This window comes from Pseudactinotalea suaedae (genome assembly GCF_009733815.1).
GTDB classification, from domain to species: Bacteria; Actinomycetota; Actinomycetes; order Actinomycetales; family Beutenbergiaceae; genus Pseudactinotalea; species Pseudactinotalea suaedae.
Genome location: NZ_WNXY01000002.1, coordinates 40,147 through 56,674 on the forward strand (window position 1 = coordinate 40,147; position 16,528 = coordinate 56,674).

General features: G+C 71.8%; 10 protein-coding genes. 2 read left to right on the forward strand and 8 right to left on the reverse strand.

Annotated elements, in window-relative coordinates:
* Positions 1-5: 5 nt before the first annotated feature.
* Positions 6-2,663 carry a GNAT family N-acetyltransferase gene (locus GPA04_RS03610; RefSeq protein WP_156222501.1) on the reverse strand — a complete coding sequence of 886 codons (2,658 nt, stop codon included), beginning with the start codon at positions 2,661-2,663 and terminating at the stop codon, positions 6-8.
* Positions 2,664-2,750: 87 nt separating this feature from the next.
* Here GPA04_RS03610 and GPA04_RS03615 point away from each other — a divergent pair, with 87 nt between their 5' ends.
* Positions 2,751-5,213 carry a DNA gyrase/topoisomerase IV subunit A gene (locus tag GPA04_RS03615; protein WP_156222503.1) on the forward strand — a complete coding sequence of 821 codons (2,463 nt, stop codon included), beginning with the start codon at positions 2,751-2,753 and terminating at the stop codon, positions 5,211-5,213.
* Here the strand turns inward: GPA04_RS03615 and GPA04_RS03620 are convergent.
* The 3 genes from GPA04_RS03620 to GPA04_RS03630 all read right to left on the reverse strand — a co-directional run bounded on the left by GPA04_RS03620 (position 5,187) and on the right by GPA04_RS03630 (position 10,480).
* Positions 5,187-7,112 (reverse strand): ABC transporter ATP-binding protein, encoded by a 1,926-nt coding sequence (locus tag GPA04_RS03620; protein ID WP_156222505.1) that lies wholly within the window; start codon positions 7,110-7,112, stop codon positions 5,187-5,189. The two genes, GPA04_RS03615 and GPA04_RS03620, sit on opposite strands and share 27 nt — an antisense overlap.
* A gap of 79 nt (positions 7,113-7,191) precedes the next feature.
* On the reverse strand, positions 7,192-8,226 hold the full coding sequence (locus GPA04_RS03625; RefSeq protein WP_156222507.1) for a GNAT family N-acetyltransferase: 1,035 nt from the start codon (positions 8,224-8,226) through the stop codon (positions 7,192-7,194).
* A 109-nt stretch (positions 8,227-8,335) separates the two neighbouring features.
* Positions 8,336-10,480, reverse strand: coding sequence for a DNA gyrase/topoisomerase IV subunit B (locus GPA04_RS03630; protein ID WP_241680585.1), 2,145 nt, complete (start codon positions 10,478-10,480; stop codon positions 8,336-8,338).
* A gap of 152 nt (positions 10,481-10,632) precedes the next feature.
* On the opposite strand from GPA04_RS03630, the gene GPA04_RS03635 reads away from it, so the two are divergent.
* Positions 10,633-10,854, forward strand: coding sequence for a DUF7455 domain-containing protein (locus GPA04_RS03635; RefSeq protein ID WP_156222511.1), 222 nt, complete (start codon positions 10,633-10,635; stop codon positions 10,852-10,854).
* 454 nt (positions 10,855-11,308) lie between these two features.
* On the opposite strand, the gene GPA04_RS03640 is transcribed toward GPA04_RS03635, so the two are convergent.
* The 4 genes from GPA04_RS03640 to gcvP form a co-directional block, all read right to left on the reverse strand.
* Positions 11,309-11,902, reverse strand: a complete 594-nt coding sequence (locus GPA04_RS03640) for an AAA family ATPase (RefSeq protein ID WP_156222513.1) — start codon at positions 11,900-11,902, stop codon at positions 11,309-11,311.
* On the reverse strand, positions 11,899-12,093 hold the full coding sequence (locus tag GPA04_RS03645; protein ID WP_156222515.1) for a hypothetical protein: 195 nt from the start codon (positions 12,091-12,093) through the stop codon (positions 11,899-11,901). Before GPA04_RS03645 ends, GPA04_RS03640 begins: the two co-directional genes overlap by 4 nt.
* Positions 12,094-12,206: 113 nt before the next feature.
* Positions 12,207-13,520: an RNA polymerase sigma factor gene (locus tag GPA04_RS03650; protein ID WP_156222517.1), complete on the reverse strand. Its 1,314-nt coding sequence runs from the start codon at positions 13,518-13,520 to the stop codon at positions 12,207-12,209.
* A 164-nt stretch (positions 13,521-13,684) separates the two neighbouring features.
* Positions 13,685-16,525 (reverse strand): aminomethyl-transferring glycine dehydrogenase, encoded by a 2,841-nt coding sequence (gene gcvP, locus GPA04_RS03655; RefSeq protein ID WP_170299339.1) that lies wholly within the window; start codon positions 16,523-16,525, stop codon positions 13,685-13,687.
* Between the last annotated feature and the right edge of the window lie 3 nt (positions 16,526-16,528).

Consider the following 16,528-nt stretch of genomic DNA (forward strand, 5'->3'; position numbering starts at 1 on the left):
AACGATCAGGGCAGCGTGCGACGGGCCGTGTCGCCCCGTTCGGCGGCGAGCAGGTCGACGGTGGCCGACAGGATCGCCAGCCCGCGCTCGCTCACCAGCACCGGGTTGAGCGACACCGAGCGCACCTCGGGCAGCTCCTCCTTGAGGACGCTGAGCCGCTCGATCACGTCCTCCAGCGCCGCGACGTCCAGCGGCGGGAGGCCGCGGTAGCCGAGCAGCCGGGGTGCGGCTCCCACCGCGCGCACGAGGTCGGACACGTCCGCCTCGGTGAGCGGCGGGATCCGGTAGGCGACGTCGTCGAGCAGCTCGACGGCGTCCCCGGCCAGTCCGAAGCCGATGATCGGCCCGTAGAGCTCGTCCTCGAGCCCCGTCACGACGCATGCCGCCCCGGTCGGCGCCATGCGCTGCACCTCGAGCCTGACGTGGTGCCGTCCGAGCGCAGCGAGACGGTCCGTGATCGCGGTGTAGGCCTCGGTCAGCTCGGCATCGCTGGACAGGTCCAGCCGCACGCCGCCGAGGTCGGCGCGGTGCCGGAGCAGGTCGTCGCTCGCCTTGAGCGCGACCGGCCACCCGATCGAGGCGGCGGCCGCGCGCGCCTGCTGCACGTCGCTCACCCTGGTCGCGGGCCAGACGTCCAGCCCGTACGCCGCGAGCAGCTCGGTGGCCTTGTCGTGGGACAGCCGGACCGAGGTCCCGGTCGGCACCCCGACCAGCTCGGCGTGCGCGAGGGCGCGCGCGTGGCGGCGCCGCACGCCGACCACCTCGACCCGCGGGCTCACCGGATCGTCCTGGTGCCGTGCGTAGCCGCGCACGGCTGCCAGCGCCCGCACCGCGTCGGCGCCGTCGTGGAACCCGGGGACCTGCACCACGCCGCCGCCGGGGCTCGAGACCGAGAGGTCGGGGTGCAGCCCGGTGCGCCCCAGGATCAGGGCTGCCACCGTGCGGCCGCTGTCGGCGGCGAGCTGGGCGGTCGCCTGCGCGGCGTCGGCACCGATGTCGACGCCGAAGGGTCCGTAGGCGACCAGGGCCATGTCCCAGTCGTCGCGTCCCGCCGCATCGGCCAGCACCGCCCGGAGCTCCTCGGCCCCGACGGTGGGTGCCAGCGCCACCGGCTCGCCGGCCACCCTCAGCCCGTGCTCGGTCACGAGATCCCCGAGCACGGCCGCGTGGCTGCCGGAGCTGCTGACCACCAGCACCCGGTCCCCGGCGGGCAGCGGCTGCGAGGACAGCAGCGCGGCCCAGTCGAGCTGCTGGGAGACCGACGAGGCGAGCAGCACCCCCGCCTGCCGCATCATCTGCTCCAGCACACGGCGCGGCGCCGTCGAGGACCGCACGGGGTGGCCTGGCAGCTGCCGCTGGCCCGTGGTGCCGGCGATCGCCACGACCACCGGCTTGGTCGCCGCGAGCCGTCGCGCGACCCGGGAGAACTTGCGCGGGTTGCCGATCGACTCCAGGAACAGGCAGACCACGCGGGTGCGCTCGTCCGTGGACCAGTACTGCATGGTGTCGTTGCCGCTGATGTCGGCGCGCTGCCCGGCGGCGAGGAAGCTCGAGAGCCCCAGCCGGCGCGCGGTGACCTGCGACAGCAACGCCCGAGCGGCGGCGCTCGACTGGCAGAACACCCCGACGTCGCCCATCGGTACCGGGTCCGGGGCGAGCGTGGCCGGCAGCGGTCCGGCGGCGCCGTGAACCAGTACACCGAAGGAACGGGGCCCGACGAGACGCAGGCCGTGCTCGCGCAGCGCGCGCATCAGGCTGCGCTGGGAGGGACCGGAGGCTCCGCCACCCGTGCCGAAACCTGCCGTCAGCAGCACGAGCGCGCGCGTGCCGCGCTCCGCCAGCAACGGCAGCGCGGCCATCACGTCCTCGGGGGCCGCCGCGACGACCGCCAGCGTGGGGAGGTCGGCGTCGGCCAGCTCGGCGACCGAGCCGGCGGTGACGACCCGGCCGGTGAATCCGGAGCCAGCGATGGCGGCCAGCACCCGCTCGCCGAGCATCTCGCCCTCCTCGCCGCGGGCCAGCACGAGCACGCCCTCGGCGGCGAGCAGTGCCGTCATGCTCAACGCCTCGGCGCGCCGCTCGCGCTCGGCCAGTACGGCGAGCGAGCGGTCGGTGGGTCGGATCGGGATCGAGACCTCGACCACGCCGTCGGCATACTGCTGGGTGGTGTCGTAGCCGGCGTCGGTGAACACCCGCAGCATCCGGGTGTTGCTCGGCAGCACGTCGGCCGAGAACCGCCGGATCCCGATCTCCCGCCCGGCCGCCGCGAGGTGCTCGAGCAGGATCGAGCCGAGCCCACGCCCCTGCGCGGAGTCGGCGACGTTGAAGGCGACCTCGGCGACGTCGCCGTCCTCCTCGAGCCTGTCGAACCGCCCGACCGCCAGGATCTGGTCGTGGCCCTCGCTGCGCTGCACGAGCACCAGCGCCACCCGCTGGTCGTGGTCCACGTGGGTGAAGCGACGCAGGTCGCGCTCGCTCAGACGCTCCATCGGGGCGAAGAACCGGAAGTAGGTCGACTGCTCCGACTGGGCGCGGTGGAACGCCTGCAACGCTGCGGCGTCGTCGGGCCCGATCGGGCGGATGTGCATCGTCGAGCCGTCACGGAGGACGACATCGGCCTCCCAGTGCGCCGGGTAGGAAGGTGCGTCCGCAGCCGACGTCATGCTCGAGCATGGTAGTCGCGCCACCTGGACGCGTCGGTCCGGTGTGGGCTCCACGGCTGCGGGCGCGACCTCGGCGACAATGGCAGCATGGCCCGCCGTCCCTCCGCTGAACCACCCCCGCAGGACACGAAGATCATCGACGTCGACGTCTCCACGGAGATGCAGTCCTCGTTCCTCGAGTACGCCTACTCCGTCATCTACTCCCGGGCGCTCCCGGACGCGCGGGACGGGCTCAAGCCTGTGCAGCGCCGGATCCTGTACCAGATGGCGGAGATGGGCCTGCGGCCCGACCGGGGCCACGTGAAGTCGGCCCGCGTGGTCGGCGAGGTCATGGGCAAGCTCCACCCGCACGGTGACACCGCGATCTACGACGCCCTCGTCCGCATGGCGCAGCCGTTCACGCTCCGGCTGCCGCTCATCGACGGTCACGGGAACTTCGGGTCGCTCGACGACGGCCCCGCGGCCCCGCGGTACACCGAGGCGCGCCTCGCTCCCGCCGCGCTGGTGATGACGGCGGACCTCGACTCCGACACGGTCGATCTCGTCGCCAACTACGACAACTCGCTGATGCAGCCCGAGGTGCTGCCCGCCGCGCTGCCGAACCTGCTGGTCAACGGGGCGTCCGGGATCGCCGTCGGGATGGCCACGAACATGCCGCCGCACAACCTGGTCGAGGTGGTCGCCGCCGCCCGGCACCTCATCGAGCACCCCGACGCCGATCTCGAGGCGCTGATGCGCTTCGTGCCCGGCCCCGACCTTCCCGGCGGCGGCAAGATCATCGGGCTCGAGGGCATCCGCGACGCGTACGCGAGCGGCCGCGGCAGCTTCCGGACCCGGGCCACGACGCGGATCGAGAACATCACACCGCGGCGCAAGGGCATCGTCGTCACCGAGCTGCCGTACCTGGTCGGTCCCGAACGCGTGATCGACAAGATCAAGGACGCCGTCCTCGCCAAGAAGATCCAGGGCATCGCGAACGTCACCGACCTCACCGACCACGAGCACGGGCTGCGGCTGGTCATCGAGATCAAGAACGCGTTCAACCCCGAGGCCGTCCTGACCGAGCTGTACCGGCTGACGCCGCTGGAGGAGTCCTTCGGCATCAACAACGTGGCGCTCGTCGAGGGCCAGCCGCGCACGCTCGGGCTCAAGGAGCTGCTGCAGGTCTACGTCGCGCACCGCATCGACGTGGTTCGACGGCGGACCAGCTTCCGGCTGCGGAAGCGGCGGGAGCGGCTGCACCTGGTCGAGGGTCTGCTGATCGCGATCGCCGACATCGACGAGGTGATCGCCGTCATCCGCAGCAGCGACGACGCCGAGACCGCGCGTACCCGCCTCATGACGATCTTCGACCTCAGCCAGGAGCAGGCGGAGTACATCCTCGAGCTGCGGCTGCGTCGGTTGACGAAGTTCTCGCGGATCGAGCTGGAGGCCGAGCGCGACGAGCTGAAGCGCGAGATCGAGGAGCTGGAGGCGATCCTGGCCGACGAGGGCCTGCTGCGCCGGGTCGTCTCGGACGAGCTCGGCGCCGTGGCCGCGGCGCACGGAACCCCTCGCCGCACCGTGCTGCTCGAGGCGAGCGGCGGCACCGCCACCGCCGCGACCGTGGACCGCCGCAAGGGCCCGGTCGACCTCGAGGTCCCGGACACCCCGTGCTGGGTGCTGCTGTCCGCCACCGGTCTGCTGGCGCGGACGGCCGACGAGCGCCAGCCCTCGCGCGAGGGCCGCCGCTCGGCCCACGACGCCCTGGTCGGAGCCGCTCCCGCGACCGCGCGGGGCGAGGTGGGCGCCGTCACCTCCCGAGGCCGGGTGGTGCGGCTGTCCGTCGTCGAGATCCCCGGCCTGCCACCCACCGACGGGCCGCCGAGCCTGTCGGGCGGGGTGCCGGTCCAGGAGATGGTGATGCTCGCCGCGGGCGAGCGCGTCGTCGGGCTCGTCAGCCTCCTCGACGGCGACGAGCGCGGCGTCCTCACGCTCGGCACCGCCGCGGGCATGGTCAAGCGGGTGACGTCCGACCGCCCCGGGCGCGCCGACGAGTGGGAGGTGATCTCCCTCCGCGACGGCGACGAGGTCGTCGGTGTGGGGACGGCCCTCGACCAGGACGAGATCGTGTTCGTCACCAGCGATGCCCAGCTGCTGCACTTCCCGGCGAGCACGGTCCGCCCGCAGGGACGCGGTGCCGGTGGCATGGCGGGCATCCGCCTCGCGGCGGGCGCCAAGGTCGTGCACATGACCGTCATCCGGGCCGAGGACATGGACGGCGCCGTGGTCGCCAGCATCGCTGCCTCCTCGGACGCGCTGCCCGGCACGGTGCCGGGTTCGGCCAAGTCGACACCGCTGGCCGTCTACCCCGGCAAGGGCCGCGGCACGGCAGGCGTGCGGGTGCAGCGGTTCCTGCGCGGTGAGGACACGCTGTACGCGGCCGCCGTCGCGCCCGAGCGGGTGCGTGCCGTCGGCTCCGGCGGTCAGCCCGTCGAGCTGCCGCCGCTCGACGAGCGCCGCGACGCCTCGGGAACGGCGCTGTCAGCCCCGGTCGCCGGGCTGGGCTGAGCTCGGCACGATCGCCGGCTCCGCCGGCGCCGACTTCTCGTCGGTGTCGAACTGCGTGCGGTAGAGATCGGCGTACCGTCCGCCGAGCGCGAGCAGCTCGGCGTGGCGGCCGCGCTCGACCACGCGGCCCTCCTCCAGCACCAGGATCAGGTCGGCGGCACGGACGGTCGAGAGCCTGTGCGCGATCACGATCGCCGTGCGCTCGGTCAGTGCCTCGGCCAGGGCTGCGGTGACGGCGGCCTCGTTGGCCGAGTCGAGGTGGGCGGTCGCCTCGTCCAGGATGACCGCACGCGGCTCACGCAGCAGCAGCCGCGCGATCGTCAGACGTTGCCGCTCACCGCCGGAGAGCCGGTAGCCACGCTCCCCCACCACGGTGTCGAGACCGTCCGGGAGGGTCGCGACCATCTCCGCGAGCCGCGCCCGCTCCAGGGCCTGCCACACCCGCTCCTCCGACGCGTCTGGAGCCCCGAGCACCAGGTTCTCGCGGATCGTGCTGTGGAAGAGGTGGCCGTCCTGGGTGACGAGCCCGATCGCGGTGTGCAGCTCCTCCGAGGACATCTCACGCACGTCCACTCCGCCGAGACGGATGGCACCGCTGTCGACGTCGTACAGCCGGACCAGCAGCTGCGCGAGCGTCGACTTGCCCGCGCCGCTGGAACCGACGAGAGCGACGAGCGCCCCTGGCTCGGCGCGGAAGCTGACGTCGTCGATGACGGTCTCGCCGCCACGGGGGTCGAGGACCGCGACGTCCTCCAGCGACGCCAACGACACCTGGTCGGCCGAGGGGTAGGCGAAGGAGATGCCGTCGACCTCGATCGCCAGCGGGCCGCTCGGGGCCGGCACCGGCTTCGCGGGCTCCCGCACCATCGGCTCCAGCCCGAGGATCTCGAAGACCCGGTCGAAGGCGACCACCGCACTCATGATGTCGACGCGGGCGCTGGCCAGCGCCGTCAGCGGGGCGTAGAGGCGCGTGATGAGCAGCGCGAGCGAGACGACGGCACCGGTGTCGAGGCCACCCGAGAGGGCGATGGTGCCGCCGAGTCCGTACACCAGCGCCAGCGCCAGCGCCGAGACCAGCGTGAGAGCGGTGACGAAGACCGTCTGCAGCATCGCGCTGCGCACCCCGATGTCGCGCACCCGGCGGACCCGGTCGGCGAACGCGCGCGACTCCTCGTCGGGCCGTCCGTACAGCTTGATCAGCGTCGCTCCGGGCGCCGAGAACCGCTCGGTGGCCTGGTCGTTCATCGCCGCGTTGTGGTCGGCCGCCTCGCGGCGCATCGAGGCGAGCCGGCGCCCGACGCGGCGGGCCGGGATCACGAACACCGGCAGCAGCACGAGCGCCGCCACCGTCACCTGCCACGACAGCGTGAGCATCGCGACCAGGGTCAGGGTCAGCGTGACGACGTTGCCCACCACGCCCGAGAGCGTGCTCGAGAACGCGCTCTGCGCAGCGATGACGTCGTTGTTGATCCGGCTGACCAGGGCACCGGTGCGGGTGCGGGTGAAGAACGCGATCGGCATGCGCTGCACGTGGTCGAAGACCGCGGTGCGCAGATCCGCGATCAGGTCCTCGCCCAGGCGTGCCGAGAACCAGCGCGCGACGATGCCCAGGCCCGCCTCGGCGACCGCGATGGCCGCGATCAGCAGCCCGAGCCGGATCACGACGCGGGCAGGCTCATCCCCGGTGATCGCGTTGATCGCATCGCCCGCCAGCAGCGGTGTCGCCACCGCCAGCGCAGCGACGACGACGCTCAGACCCACGAACGCGGCGATGCGTGCGCGGTAGGGCCGCGCGAACCGCCAGATCCGGGACAGCGACTCCTTGCTGAAGGGGTGGTCGTCGATGGTCCGGCTCTGGGCACGCCACATCGCGCTCCAGGCAGCGCTCTCCATGCTCATGTCGCGGTCAACAGCCGGCGCGGCCAGGTCGGTACCGGCGAACGCCCTGCTTCGCTCTCGGCGAACGCACCACGAGCGGTCAGAGGTCGATCGTGTACATCGTGGAGCCGCGGGTGGGCTCGAACTTCAGCTTGCTGTACAGCCCGAACACGACGCCGGGTCGCTGCGTGTCGACACCGAGCGAGGCGTACTGCATGCCGGACTCGGCGTAGGCCTGCAACGCTCGCGCGACCAGGGCCGTCGCGATCCCGCGACCACGCCAGTCCGGTCGCACGCCCAGCAGGTCGATGTATCCCTCGCTCCACCCGAGCGAGGGCCAGTCCTGCTCGTAACGGCTCGAGAGCAGGTAGCCGACCACCTGGGCGCGGTCCGTGGTGCGGTCCAGGACGATGAAGCTCCACTCCGGCACGAAGTAGGTGCGGCCCTGCGTCCAGGTCTCCTGCGTCTGCGGCTCGGAGACCCAGTGCTCGGCGAAGGCGACGTTGTGAGCGAGCCGGACCTGCTCGTCGAGCTCACCGGACCACGGGACCAGGTCGAGCGGCCGCTTGAGCGTGACCTCGGGCAGCGGCACGCTTAGGTCGCGGCGCAGCTCGGTGTAGTACCGGCTGGCCCGGAAGCCGCGCGAGGTCAGCATGTGCACCGAGTCCGGCATGTCGTCCTCGACGTGCACGACCAGGCGGGCGGGCACGTCGCGGTCGGACTCCGCGAGCAGCTGCCGGGCACGACCGAGCTCCCAGTCGAGCACCGCCGAGCCGATGCCGCGGGTGCGGTGATCGGGGTCGACCCCGCCCTCGATGTGCACGCGCAGCGTGCGGGTGTCGGTGGGCGAGAGCGCGACAGCGCCGAAGGCCACCAAGGTGCCGTCCGGATCGAAGCCGCCGAGGACGTTCTGCGGCTCGCTGTGCCACTCGGCCACGTACCGCTCCTGCGTCTCCTCGAGCGCGGTGCGGTAGGGCGTCTGGTCGTGCTCCTCGATGCGGTGGAACAGGTCGTGGAGCGCCGGCATGTCGGCCAGCTCCATGCCGCGCCAGTGCAGGCCGAGCTCAGCGGGCGGCGGGTCCAGCCGGGCGGGCGGGTCCACGCGCTCGCGCAACGGCGGCAGGGAGCGTGTCATGAGGTCCAGGTGTCGGGGGGCACCGGCGAGCGGTCTCCGGGTACGGACCGGCGCACGGCCCGCATCCAGTGTGCCCCATAGGTGACCCGATCGCGGTCCAGGCCGCGGATCAGGCGTCGATGCGGCCCCGGTCGAGCTGCTCGGCACCGGCGACGATGAAGTCCTTGCGCGGTGCCACGTCGTTGCCCATCAGCAGCTCGAACACGGCCTCGGCGTGCTGCAGCGCCGCCTCGTCGGCCATCGTGATCTTCCGCAGGGTGCGGCGACCCGGGTCCATGGTGGTCTCCGCCAGCTGCCTTGCGTCCATCTCGCCGAGGCCCTTGTAGCGCTGGATCGGCTCCTTGTAGCGGCGGTTGGAGCGCTCGAGCCGCGTGAGCACCTTCTGGAGCTCGGGCTCGGAGTAGGTGTAGACCAGCTCGTTCTTGGCACGACCGTGCGCCGGGATCTCCACCCGGTGCAGCGGCGGCACGGCCGCGAACACGCGACCTGCCTCCACGAGCGGGCGCATGTACCGGAAGAACAGCGTCAGCAGCAGCGTGCGGATGTGGGCGCCATCCACATCGGCGTCGGTCATCAGCACGATCTTGCCGTAGCGCACCGCATCGAGGTCGAAGCTGCGCCCCGATCCCGCACCGATGACCTGGATGATCGAGGCGCACTCGGCGTTCTTGAGCATGTCGGCCAGCGAGGCCTTCTGCACGTTGAGGATCTTGCCGCGGATCGGCAGCAGCGCCTGGAACTCGCTGGACCGCGCCAGCTTGGCGGTGCCGAGCGCCGAGTCGCCCTCGACGATGAACAGCTCGGAACGGCTGACATCGTCCGTGCGGCAGTCGGCCAGCTTGGCCGGCAGCGTGGAGCTCTCCAGCGCGGTCTTGCGGCGCGAGATCTCCTTCTGGGTGCGTGCCTGGATCCGCGCACGCATCTCGCCGACGACCTTCTCGAGCAGCAGCGCCACCTGGGTCTTCACGGACCGGCTGGAGGAGGTGAGCAGCTTCGTGAGCTCGGTCTCGACCACCTTGCTGACGATCTGCCGGACCGGTCCGGTGCCGAGAACCTCCTTGGTCTGCCCCTCGAACTGGGGCTCGGGGACCCGGACGGTGACGACGGCGGTCAGGCCCGCCAGCACGTCATCCTTCTCGATGCGTTCCTTGCCATCCTTGGCCGAGATCTTCAGACGCCGCGCGTTGTCGTCGATCTGCTTGCGCAGCACCTTGAGCAGGGCCTGCTCGAAGCCGGCCAGATGGGTGCCGCCCTTGGGTGTGGCGATGATGTTGACAAAGCTGCGCACCTCGGTGTCGTAGCCGGACCCCCACCGCACCGCGACCTCGACCTCGCAGGTCCGCTCGACGTCCAGCGGACGGAGGTGACCGTTGTCGTCGAGAGACTGCACGGTCTCGTTGAACCGGCCGCTGCCGCGCAGCATCCAGGTGTCGGTGGCCGCGGCGTCCGAGGCGAGGTGGTCCACGAAGTCGGCGATCCCGCCGTCGTGCCGGAACACCTCCTCGACCGGGCCGTTCTCGCCCGGGGTGCCCGGCAGCCGGCGCTCGTCGCGCAGGATCAGGGTGAGGCCGGGCACGAGGAACGAGGTCTGCCGGGCGCGCGTGACCAGCTCGTCGTAGGAGAACGCCGAAGAAGTGGGGAAGATCTGGGGGTCCGCCCAGTAGCGGATCCTCGTGCCGGTGCGGCCGCGGGCGACCTTGCCGACCACGCGCAGCTCGGAGTGGTCGGTGAACGCCTCGAACGGGGAGTCTGGCGAGCGGCCCGCGGTGTCGTCGAAGACGCCCGGCTCACCACGGTGGAACGACATGGCGTAGGTCTTGCCACCGCGGTCGACCTCGACGTCGAGGCGAGCCGAGAGGGCGTTGACGACCGACGCCCCGACGCCGTGCAGACCACCCGAGGCCGCGTAGGAGCCGCCGCCGAACTTGCCACCGGCGTGGAGCTTGGTGAAGACGACCTCGACGCCGGAGAGGCCGGCCGCGGTGTTGTCGACCGGGATCCCTCGCGCCTGGTCACGGACCTCGACCGAGGAGTCCGGGTGCAGCACGACCTCGATGCGGTCACCGTGGCCCTCCAGGGCCTCGTCGACCGAGTTGTCGATGATCTCCCAGAGGCAGTGCATGAGGCCGCGGGAGTCGGTCGACCCGATGTACATGCCGGGGCGCTTGCGGACCGCCTCGAGCCCCTCCAGCACGGAGAGGTGGCGGGCGGTGTAGCTGTCCGGGCGTTGCTTGGAGGCGGAGGTCGACGGCACCTCAGCATGGTAAGTCGCTGCGCTGACAACGGTGCGTTCCGGCACGCAGCAGGTGGATATTCCTGCCCCCATGCCTGTACGCGGTCAGCGGAATCGGCGCGTGCTGCGGAAGGGAGGTCGGTGCCGGGTGGTTACATATCAACGTGAGCACAATGACCCCTGAACAGGTGACCCCGTCCCTGACCGCCAACGACAGGTGCGACGCCTGCGGTGCGCAGGCCTACGTGCGAGTTGAGCTGGCCTCCGGTGGCGAGCTGAACTTCTGCGCTCACCACGCGCGCAAGCACGGCAGCGCTCTCGAGCCCGTGGCGGCGCACATCCACGACGAGACCGAGCGGCTCCACGCCGACGCCTCACCGACCGCCGCTCGCTGAGCGGCCCGGTCGCAGACCGCAGCACACCGCACGCGACGACCCGGCTCCCCTTCCTGGGGGCCGGGTCGTCTGCTGCTACCGGGCTTCCGCACGGCCGGGCCCGGGCTCGCTGCCGAGGAGTGCGCCCCTGGTCTGCTCGGGCTGGTCTGCTCGGGGCTGATCTGCTCCGCCTGCCCGGCCGGCCCCTTCCCGCTGCCCAGCCACGCCCACTGCCCAGCTCCTGCTGCCCGGCCACGCCCACTGCCCAGCTCCTGCTGCCCGGCCACCGCTGCGGGTCGCCCCGCTCTCCCGTGCCCGCGCACGAGATCGGACCCCCGGTGCGAGATCGCACCCCCGGGAGTGCGATCTCGAGCCCACAGTCCGATCTCGTGGGCGCTGGACGACTCCCGGCTGCCGGTCAAGGCCCGAGCCGGTCGGATCAGCGGACCAGCGGATCAGCGGACCAGCGAACCCGTCACCGAATCACCGCGGCGGCGACCCTGAGCCGGCGGAGCTGCCCTCGCCAGGCGGGCAGTGGTGGCTTCGTCAGCGGCAGCCCCGCGTGCTGCGCGACGTGTTCGACGACGGCGTCCAACCCCACCCGGTCGTTGTCCACGCGGTGCGCGTCCATGTCCGACAGTGCGCTCACGCACCGGCCGATCTGCTGCATCGCCCAGCTCTCCCGCCCGCTCAACCCCTCGAGCCGCCCGCGCAGGCGCCGCCGCAGCGTCTCGGGTGACGCGACGAGCGCGATGTGCCGGACGTCGTGACCCAGCGCGCGCAGACCGCCGTGGATCTCCTCGAGGTAGGCGGGCTCCACGAGGGTCATCGGCACCACGGAGGCGATGTGCTTCTCCGACCGCTCCACGCGGTCGAGGATCTCGACGACACCCGCCCGCCAGGCAGCGATGTCCTGGAAGTCGCACCGCAGCCCCGCCGGCAGCGTGCGCTGCAGCCCGAAACCAGCGATCTCCGGGTCGACGAGCACGGTCCGCTCGGTGCGGCGCACCAGCTCGTAGGCGGTGTGGGTCTTGCCGCCGCCGAACGCTCCGTTGATCCAGACGATCACTCGCCGTCGGACCTCGAAGGGTTCCCGACGGCCGCGGCGGGCGGCGACGCAGCAGCCCCGGTCGTGACGTCGCGGGCGTTCTCGCGCAACGCGTCACGCGTGCCGAGCCGCACCGCACGCCTGATCAGCCGATAGCCACCCAGGACCAGCGCCCCCATCAGCACCACGGTCAGGATCTCTTCGACCGACATCACGCCGCTCCTCTGCTCGCCGTGGTCGTCACGGTATCGGTCGCGCGCTCACGGAGACGGCGAACGGCCCGACTCCCTCGCGGGTGTCGGGCCGTTCGTGGTGCTGGCGTGCGTCAGTCCAGGTAGTCGCGCAGCACCTGGCTGCGGCTGGGGTGACGGAGCTTGCTCATCGTCTTGGACTCGATCTGGCGGATCCGCTCGCGCGTGACGCCGTAGACCTTGCCGATCTCGTCGAGGGTCTTGGGCTGACCGTCGGTGAGCCCGAAGCGCATCTGCACCACGCCGGCCTCACGCTCGGACAACGTGTCGAGCACCGAGTGCAGCTGCTCCTGCAGCAGCGTGAACGAGACCGCGTCGGCGGGCACGATCGCCTCGGAGTCCTCGATGAGGTCGCCGAACTCGGAGTCGCCGTCCTCGCCCAGCGGGGTGGCGAGAGAGATCGGCTCGCGGCCGTACTTCTGGACCTCGACCACCTTCTCCGGGGTCATGTCCAGCTCCTTGGCCAGCTCCTCCGGGGTGGGCTCGCGGCCCAGGTCCTGGAGCATCTGGCGCTGCACGCGGGCGAGCTTGTTGATGACCTCGACCATGTGCACCGGTATGCGGATGGTGCGGGCCTGGTCGGCCATGGCGCGGGTGATCGCCTGCCGGATCCACCAGGTCGCGTACGTGGAGAACTTGTAGCCCTTGGTGTAGTCGAACTTCTCGACGGCGCGGATCAGACCGAGGTTGCCCTCCTGGATCAGGTCCAGGAACAGCATCCCGCGGCCGGTGTACCGCTTGGCGAGCGAGACGACCAGACGCAGGTTGGCCTCGAGCAGGTGGTTCTTGGCGCGACGGCCGTCCTGGGCGATCCACTCCATCTCGCGGCGGACCTTGCCCTCGAACTTGTTCGCGGGGTCGTTCAGCTTCTCCTCGGCGAACAGGCCGGCCTCGATGCGCTTGGCGAGCTCGACCTCCTGCTCGGCGTTCAGCAGCGCGACCTTGCCGATCTGCTTGAGGTAGTCCTTGACCGGGTCGGCGGTGGCGCCGGCGGTGACGACCTGCTGCGCGGGGGCGTCGTCGTCGTCGGAGTCGGAGTAGACGAACCCCGCGGACTCGGGCTCGTCCTCCTTGCCCTTGACGGCAGGGGTGGCCTCGTCCGACTCCTCGTCGATCTCGATCACCTCGACGTCGACGGCGGCGTCGGCCACCTCGGCGTCGTCCTTGCCGCCCTTGGGGGCGCGGCTCGTCTTGGCGGTGGCCGCCTTCGACCGTGCGGGCGTCTTCGCCGCAGCGGTCTTGGTGGCGGTGGACGACGGCGCAGCCTTGGTCGCGGCGGCGGTCTTGCGCGCCGGCTTCGCGGCAGCGGTCTTCGCGGCGCCGTTGGTACGGCTCCGGGTCGTCTTCTTCTCGGCGGTCTCGGTCACGACAGTGGCGTCGTCAGGCATGGCGGAGGGAAACCTTCTTCTTCACGGCGGGCACGACGAACTCGACCCCGGGACAGGTGTCCCGAGACGGGCGGCGCTGGGGCGTTAGCGGCGGACTGGCGACTTGTGAGTCGCGTGCGTTCACCATTATAAACGCGAGGCCCGTGCTGCTTTGTTCCACGGGCTCAGGCGTAGTCCTCGACCGGTGGGCACGAGCACACCAGGTGGCGGTCTCCGAAGGCCCCGTCGACGCGTCGGACGGGCGGCCAGTACTTGCCGGTCTCCATGCCTGCGATCGGGAAGACGGCCTCCCGGCGCTCGTACGGGTGGTCCCAGTCCGCCACCAGGCTCGCGGCGGTGTGCGGGGCGTTCACGAGCGGGTTGTCCTCGCGGGGCCACTCGCCGTCGGCCACCTTCTGGGCCTCGTCGCGGATCGCCAGCATCGCGTCGACGAACCGGTCCAGCTCCCTGAGGTCCTCGGACTCGGTGGGCTCGACCATCAGCGTGCCGGCCACGGGGAAGCTCATCGTGGGTGCGTGGAAGCCGTAGTCGATCAGGCGCTTCGCGACGTCCTCGACCGTGATGCCCGAGCGGGCGGTGAGCGGGCGCAGGTCGAGGATGCACTCGTGCGCGACCAGGTCACCGTCGCCGCGGTAGAGCACCGGATAGGCGTCCTCGAGACGTGCGGCCACGTAGTTGGCGGACAGCACCGCGTGCGCGGTCGCCGACCGCAGCCCTTCGCTGCCCATCAGGCGGATGTAGGCCCAGCTGATCGGGAGGATCGACGGCGACCCGAACGGTGCGGCGCTCACCGCGCCCTCCGTACGCCCACCGCCGGGGGTGAGCGGGTGCCCGGGCAGGTACGGCGCCAGGTGCTCGGCGACCGCGACCGGCCCGACGCCGGGCCCGCCACCGCCGTGCGGGATGCAGAACGTCTTGTGCAGGTTGAGGTGCGAGACGTCGCCACCGAAGGCTCCAGGCCCGGCCACGCCCACGAGGGCGTTGAGGTTCGCGCCGTCGATGTAGACCTGGCCGCCCGCCGCGTGCACCAGCTCGCACAGCTCGCCGATCCCGTGCTCGTACACGCCGTGCGTCGAGGGGTAGGTCACCATGATGGCGGCCACCCGACCCTCGTGCTCGGCGAGCACCCGGCGCAGGTCCTCGAGGTCGATGTCGCCGGTGGGCGCGGTCGCCACCACGGCCACGCGCAGCCCGGCGAGCACCGCGGACGCAGCGTTGGTGCCGTGCGCGGAGGCGGGGACGAGGCAGACGTCACGCTCGAGATCGCCGCGGCCCTGGTGGTAGCCGCGGATCGCGAGCAGCCCGGCCAGCTCGCCCTGCGAGCCGGCGTTCGGCTGCACGCTGACCGCGGCGTAGCCGGTGAGCGCGGCGAGCCAGCCCTGCAGCTGCTCGATCAGCTCGAGGTAACCGGCGACGTCCTCGGCGGGCGCGAACGGATGGATCCGGGACAGCTCGGGCCACGTGACCGCGGCCATCTCGGTCGCGGCGTTGAGCTTCATCGTGCAGGAACCCAGCGGGATCATGCCGCGGTCGAGGGCGTAGTCGGAGTCGGCGAGACGCCGCAGGTAACGCATCAGCTGCGTCTCCGACCTGTGGGCGCTGAACACCGGGTGGGTCAGGTAGGACGTGGAGCGGGACAGGTCCGCCGGGATGCCCCGCTCCTGCGCCGCCGGCTCCGGCGCGCTCGCCCCCAGCGCCTCCGCCACCGCCGCCAGCACGTCACGCACGGTCGCGGTGCTCGTCAGCTCGTCGGCGGCGATGCTGACGAGGTCCTCGCTGCCGCGCCAGAGGGTGATGTTGCGGCGCAGCGCCGCCGCGACGATCGCATCGGCGGCCGGTGCCCGCACCGTGACGGTGTCGAAGAACACCTCCGACGTGGGCATCAGGCCCAGCTCCTGCAGCCCCGCGGCGAGCGAACGGGCGTGCCCGTGCACCCGTTCAGCGATCGCTCGCAGCCCTTCGGGGCCGTGGTAGACGGCGTACATCGACGCCATCACCGCGAGCAGCACCTGGGCGGTGCAGATGTTCGATGTCGCCTTCTCGCGGCGGATGTGCTGCTCGCGGGTCTGCAGCGCGAGCCGCAGCGCCTGCCCGCCGTCGGCGTCCTTCGAGACCCCGACCAGCCGCCCGGGCAGCTGCCGCTGGAGCCCCTCGCGGACGGCGAGGTAGCCCGCGTGCGGGCCACCGAAACCCATCGGCACGCCGAACCGCTGGCTCGTGCCGGCGACCACGTCGGCGCCCCAGCTGCCCGGTGCCTCCAGGATCGTCAGCGCCAGCAGATCGGCGGCGACCACCACGAGCGCGCCGGCCTCGTGCGCCGCGGCGACCCAGCGGTCCAGCGACGCGCGCGGGTGCACCGCCCCGCTGGCGGCCGGGTAGGACAGCAGCACGCCCACAGCGCCCTCGAACGCGTCGGGCGCGACCGGGCCCTGGACGTCGATCTCGGTCAGCTCGATCCCGAGCGGCACAGCGCGCGTCTCGAGGACGGCCTTGGTGGCGGCCAGCGTGTCCGCGTCGACGAGAAAGCGGCTGCCGCGCTTGTTGACCCGGTGCGCCAGCAGCATCGCCTCGGCCACCGCGGTGGCCTCGTCGAGCATCGACGAACCGGCCACAGCGGTCCCGGTGAGGTCGATGACCATCGTCTGGAAGTTGAGCAGCGCCTCGAGGCGGCCCTGGGAGATCTCGGGCTGGTACGGGGTGTACGCCGTGTACCAGGCGGGGTTCTCGAGCACGTTGCGCTGGATCACCGACGGCGTGACGGTGTCGTAGTACCCCTGCCCGATCATCGAGGTGCGGACCGTGTTGCGGGACGCGATCGCCCGCAGCTCGGCGAGGACCTCGACCTCGCTCTCGGCGGCCGGCAGGTCGACCTGCTCGGTGATGATGCCGGCGGGAATCGCCGTCGTGATCAGCTCTTCGACGTCACGGTGCCCGAGCACGCCGAGCATGTGCTCGCGCGCCGCCTGGTCGATCCCGATGTGCCGGTGGACGAACTGGCCCGCCATGCC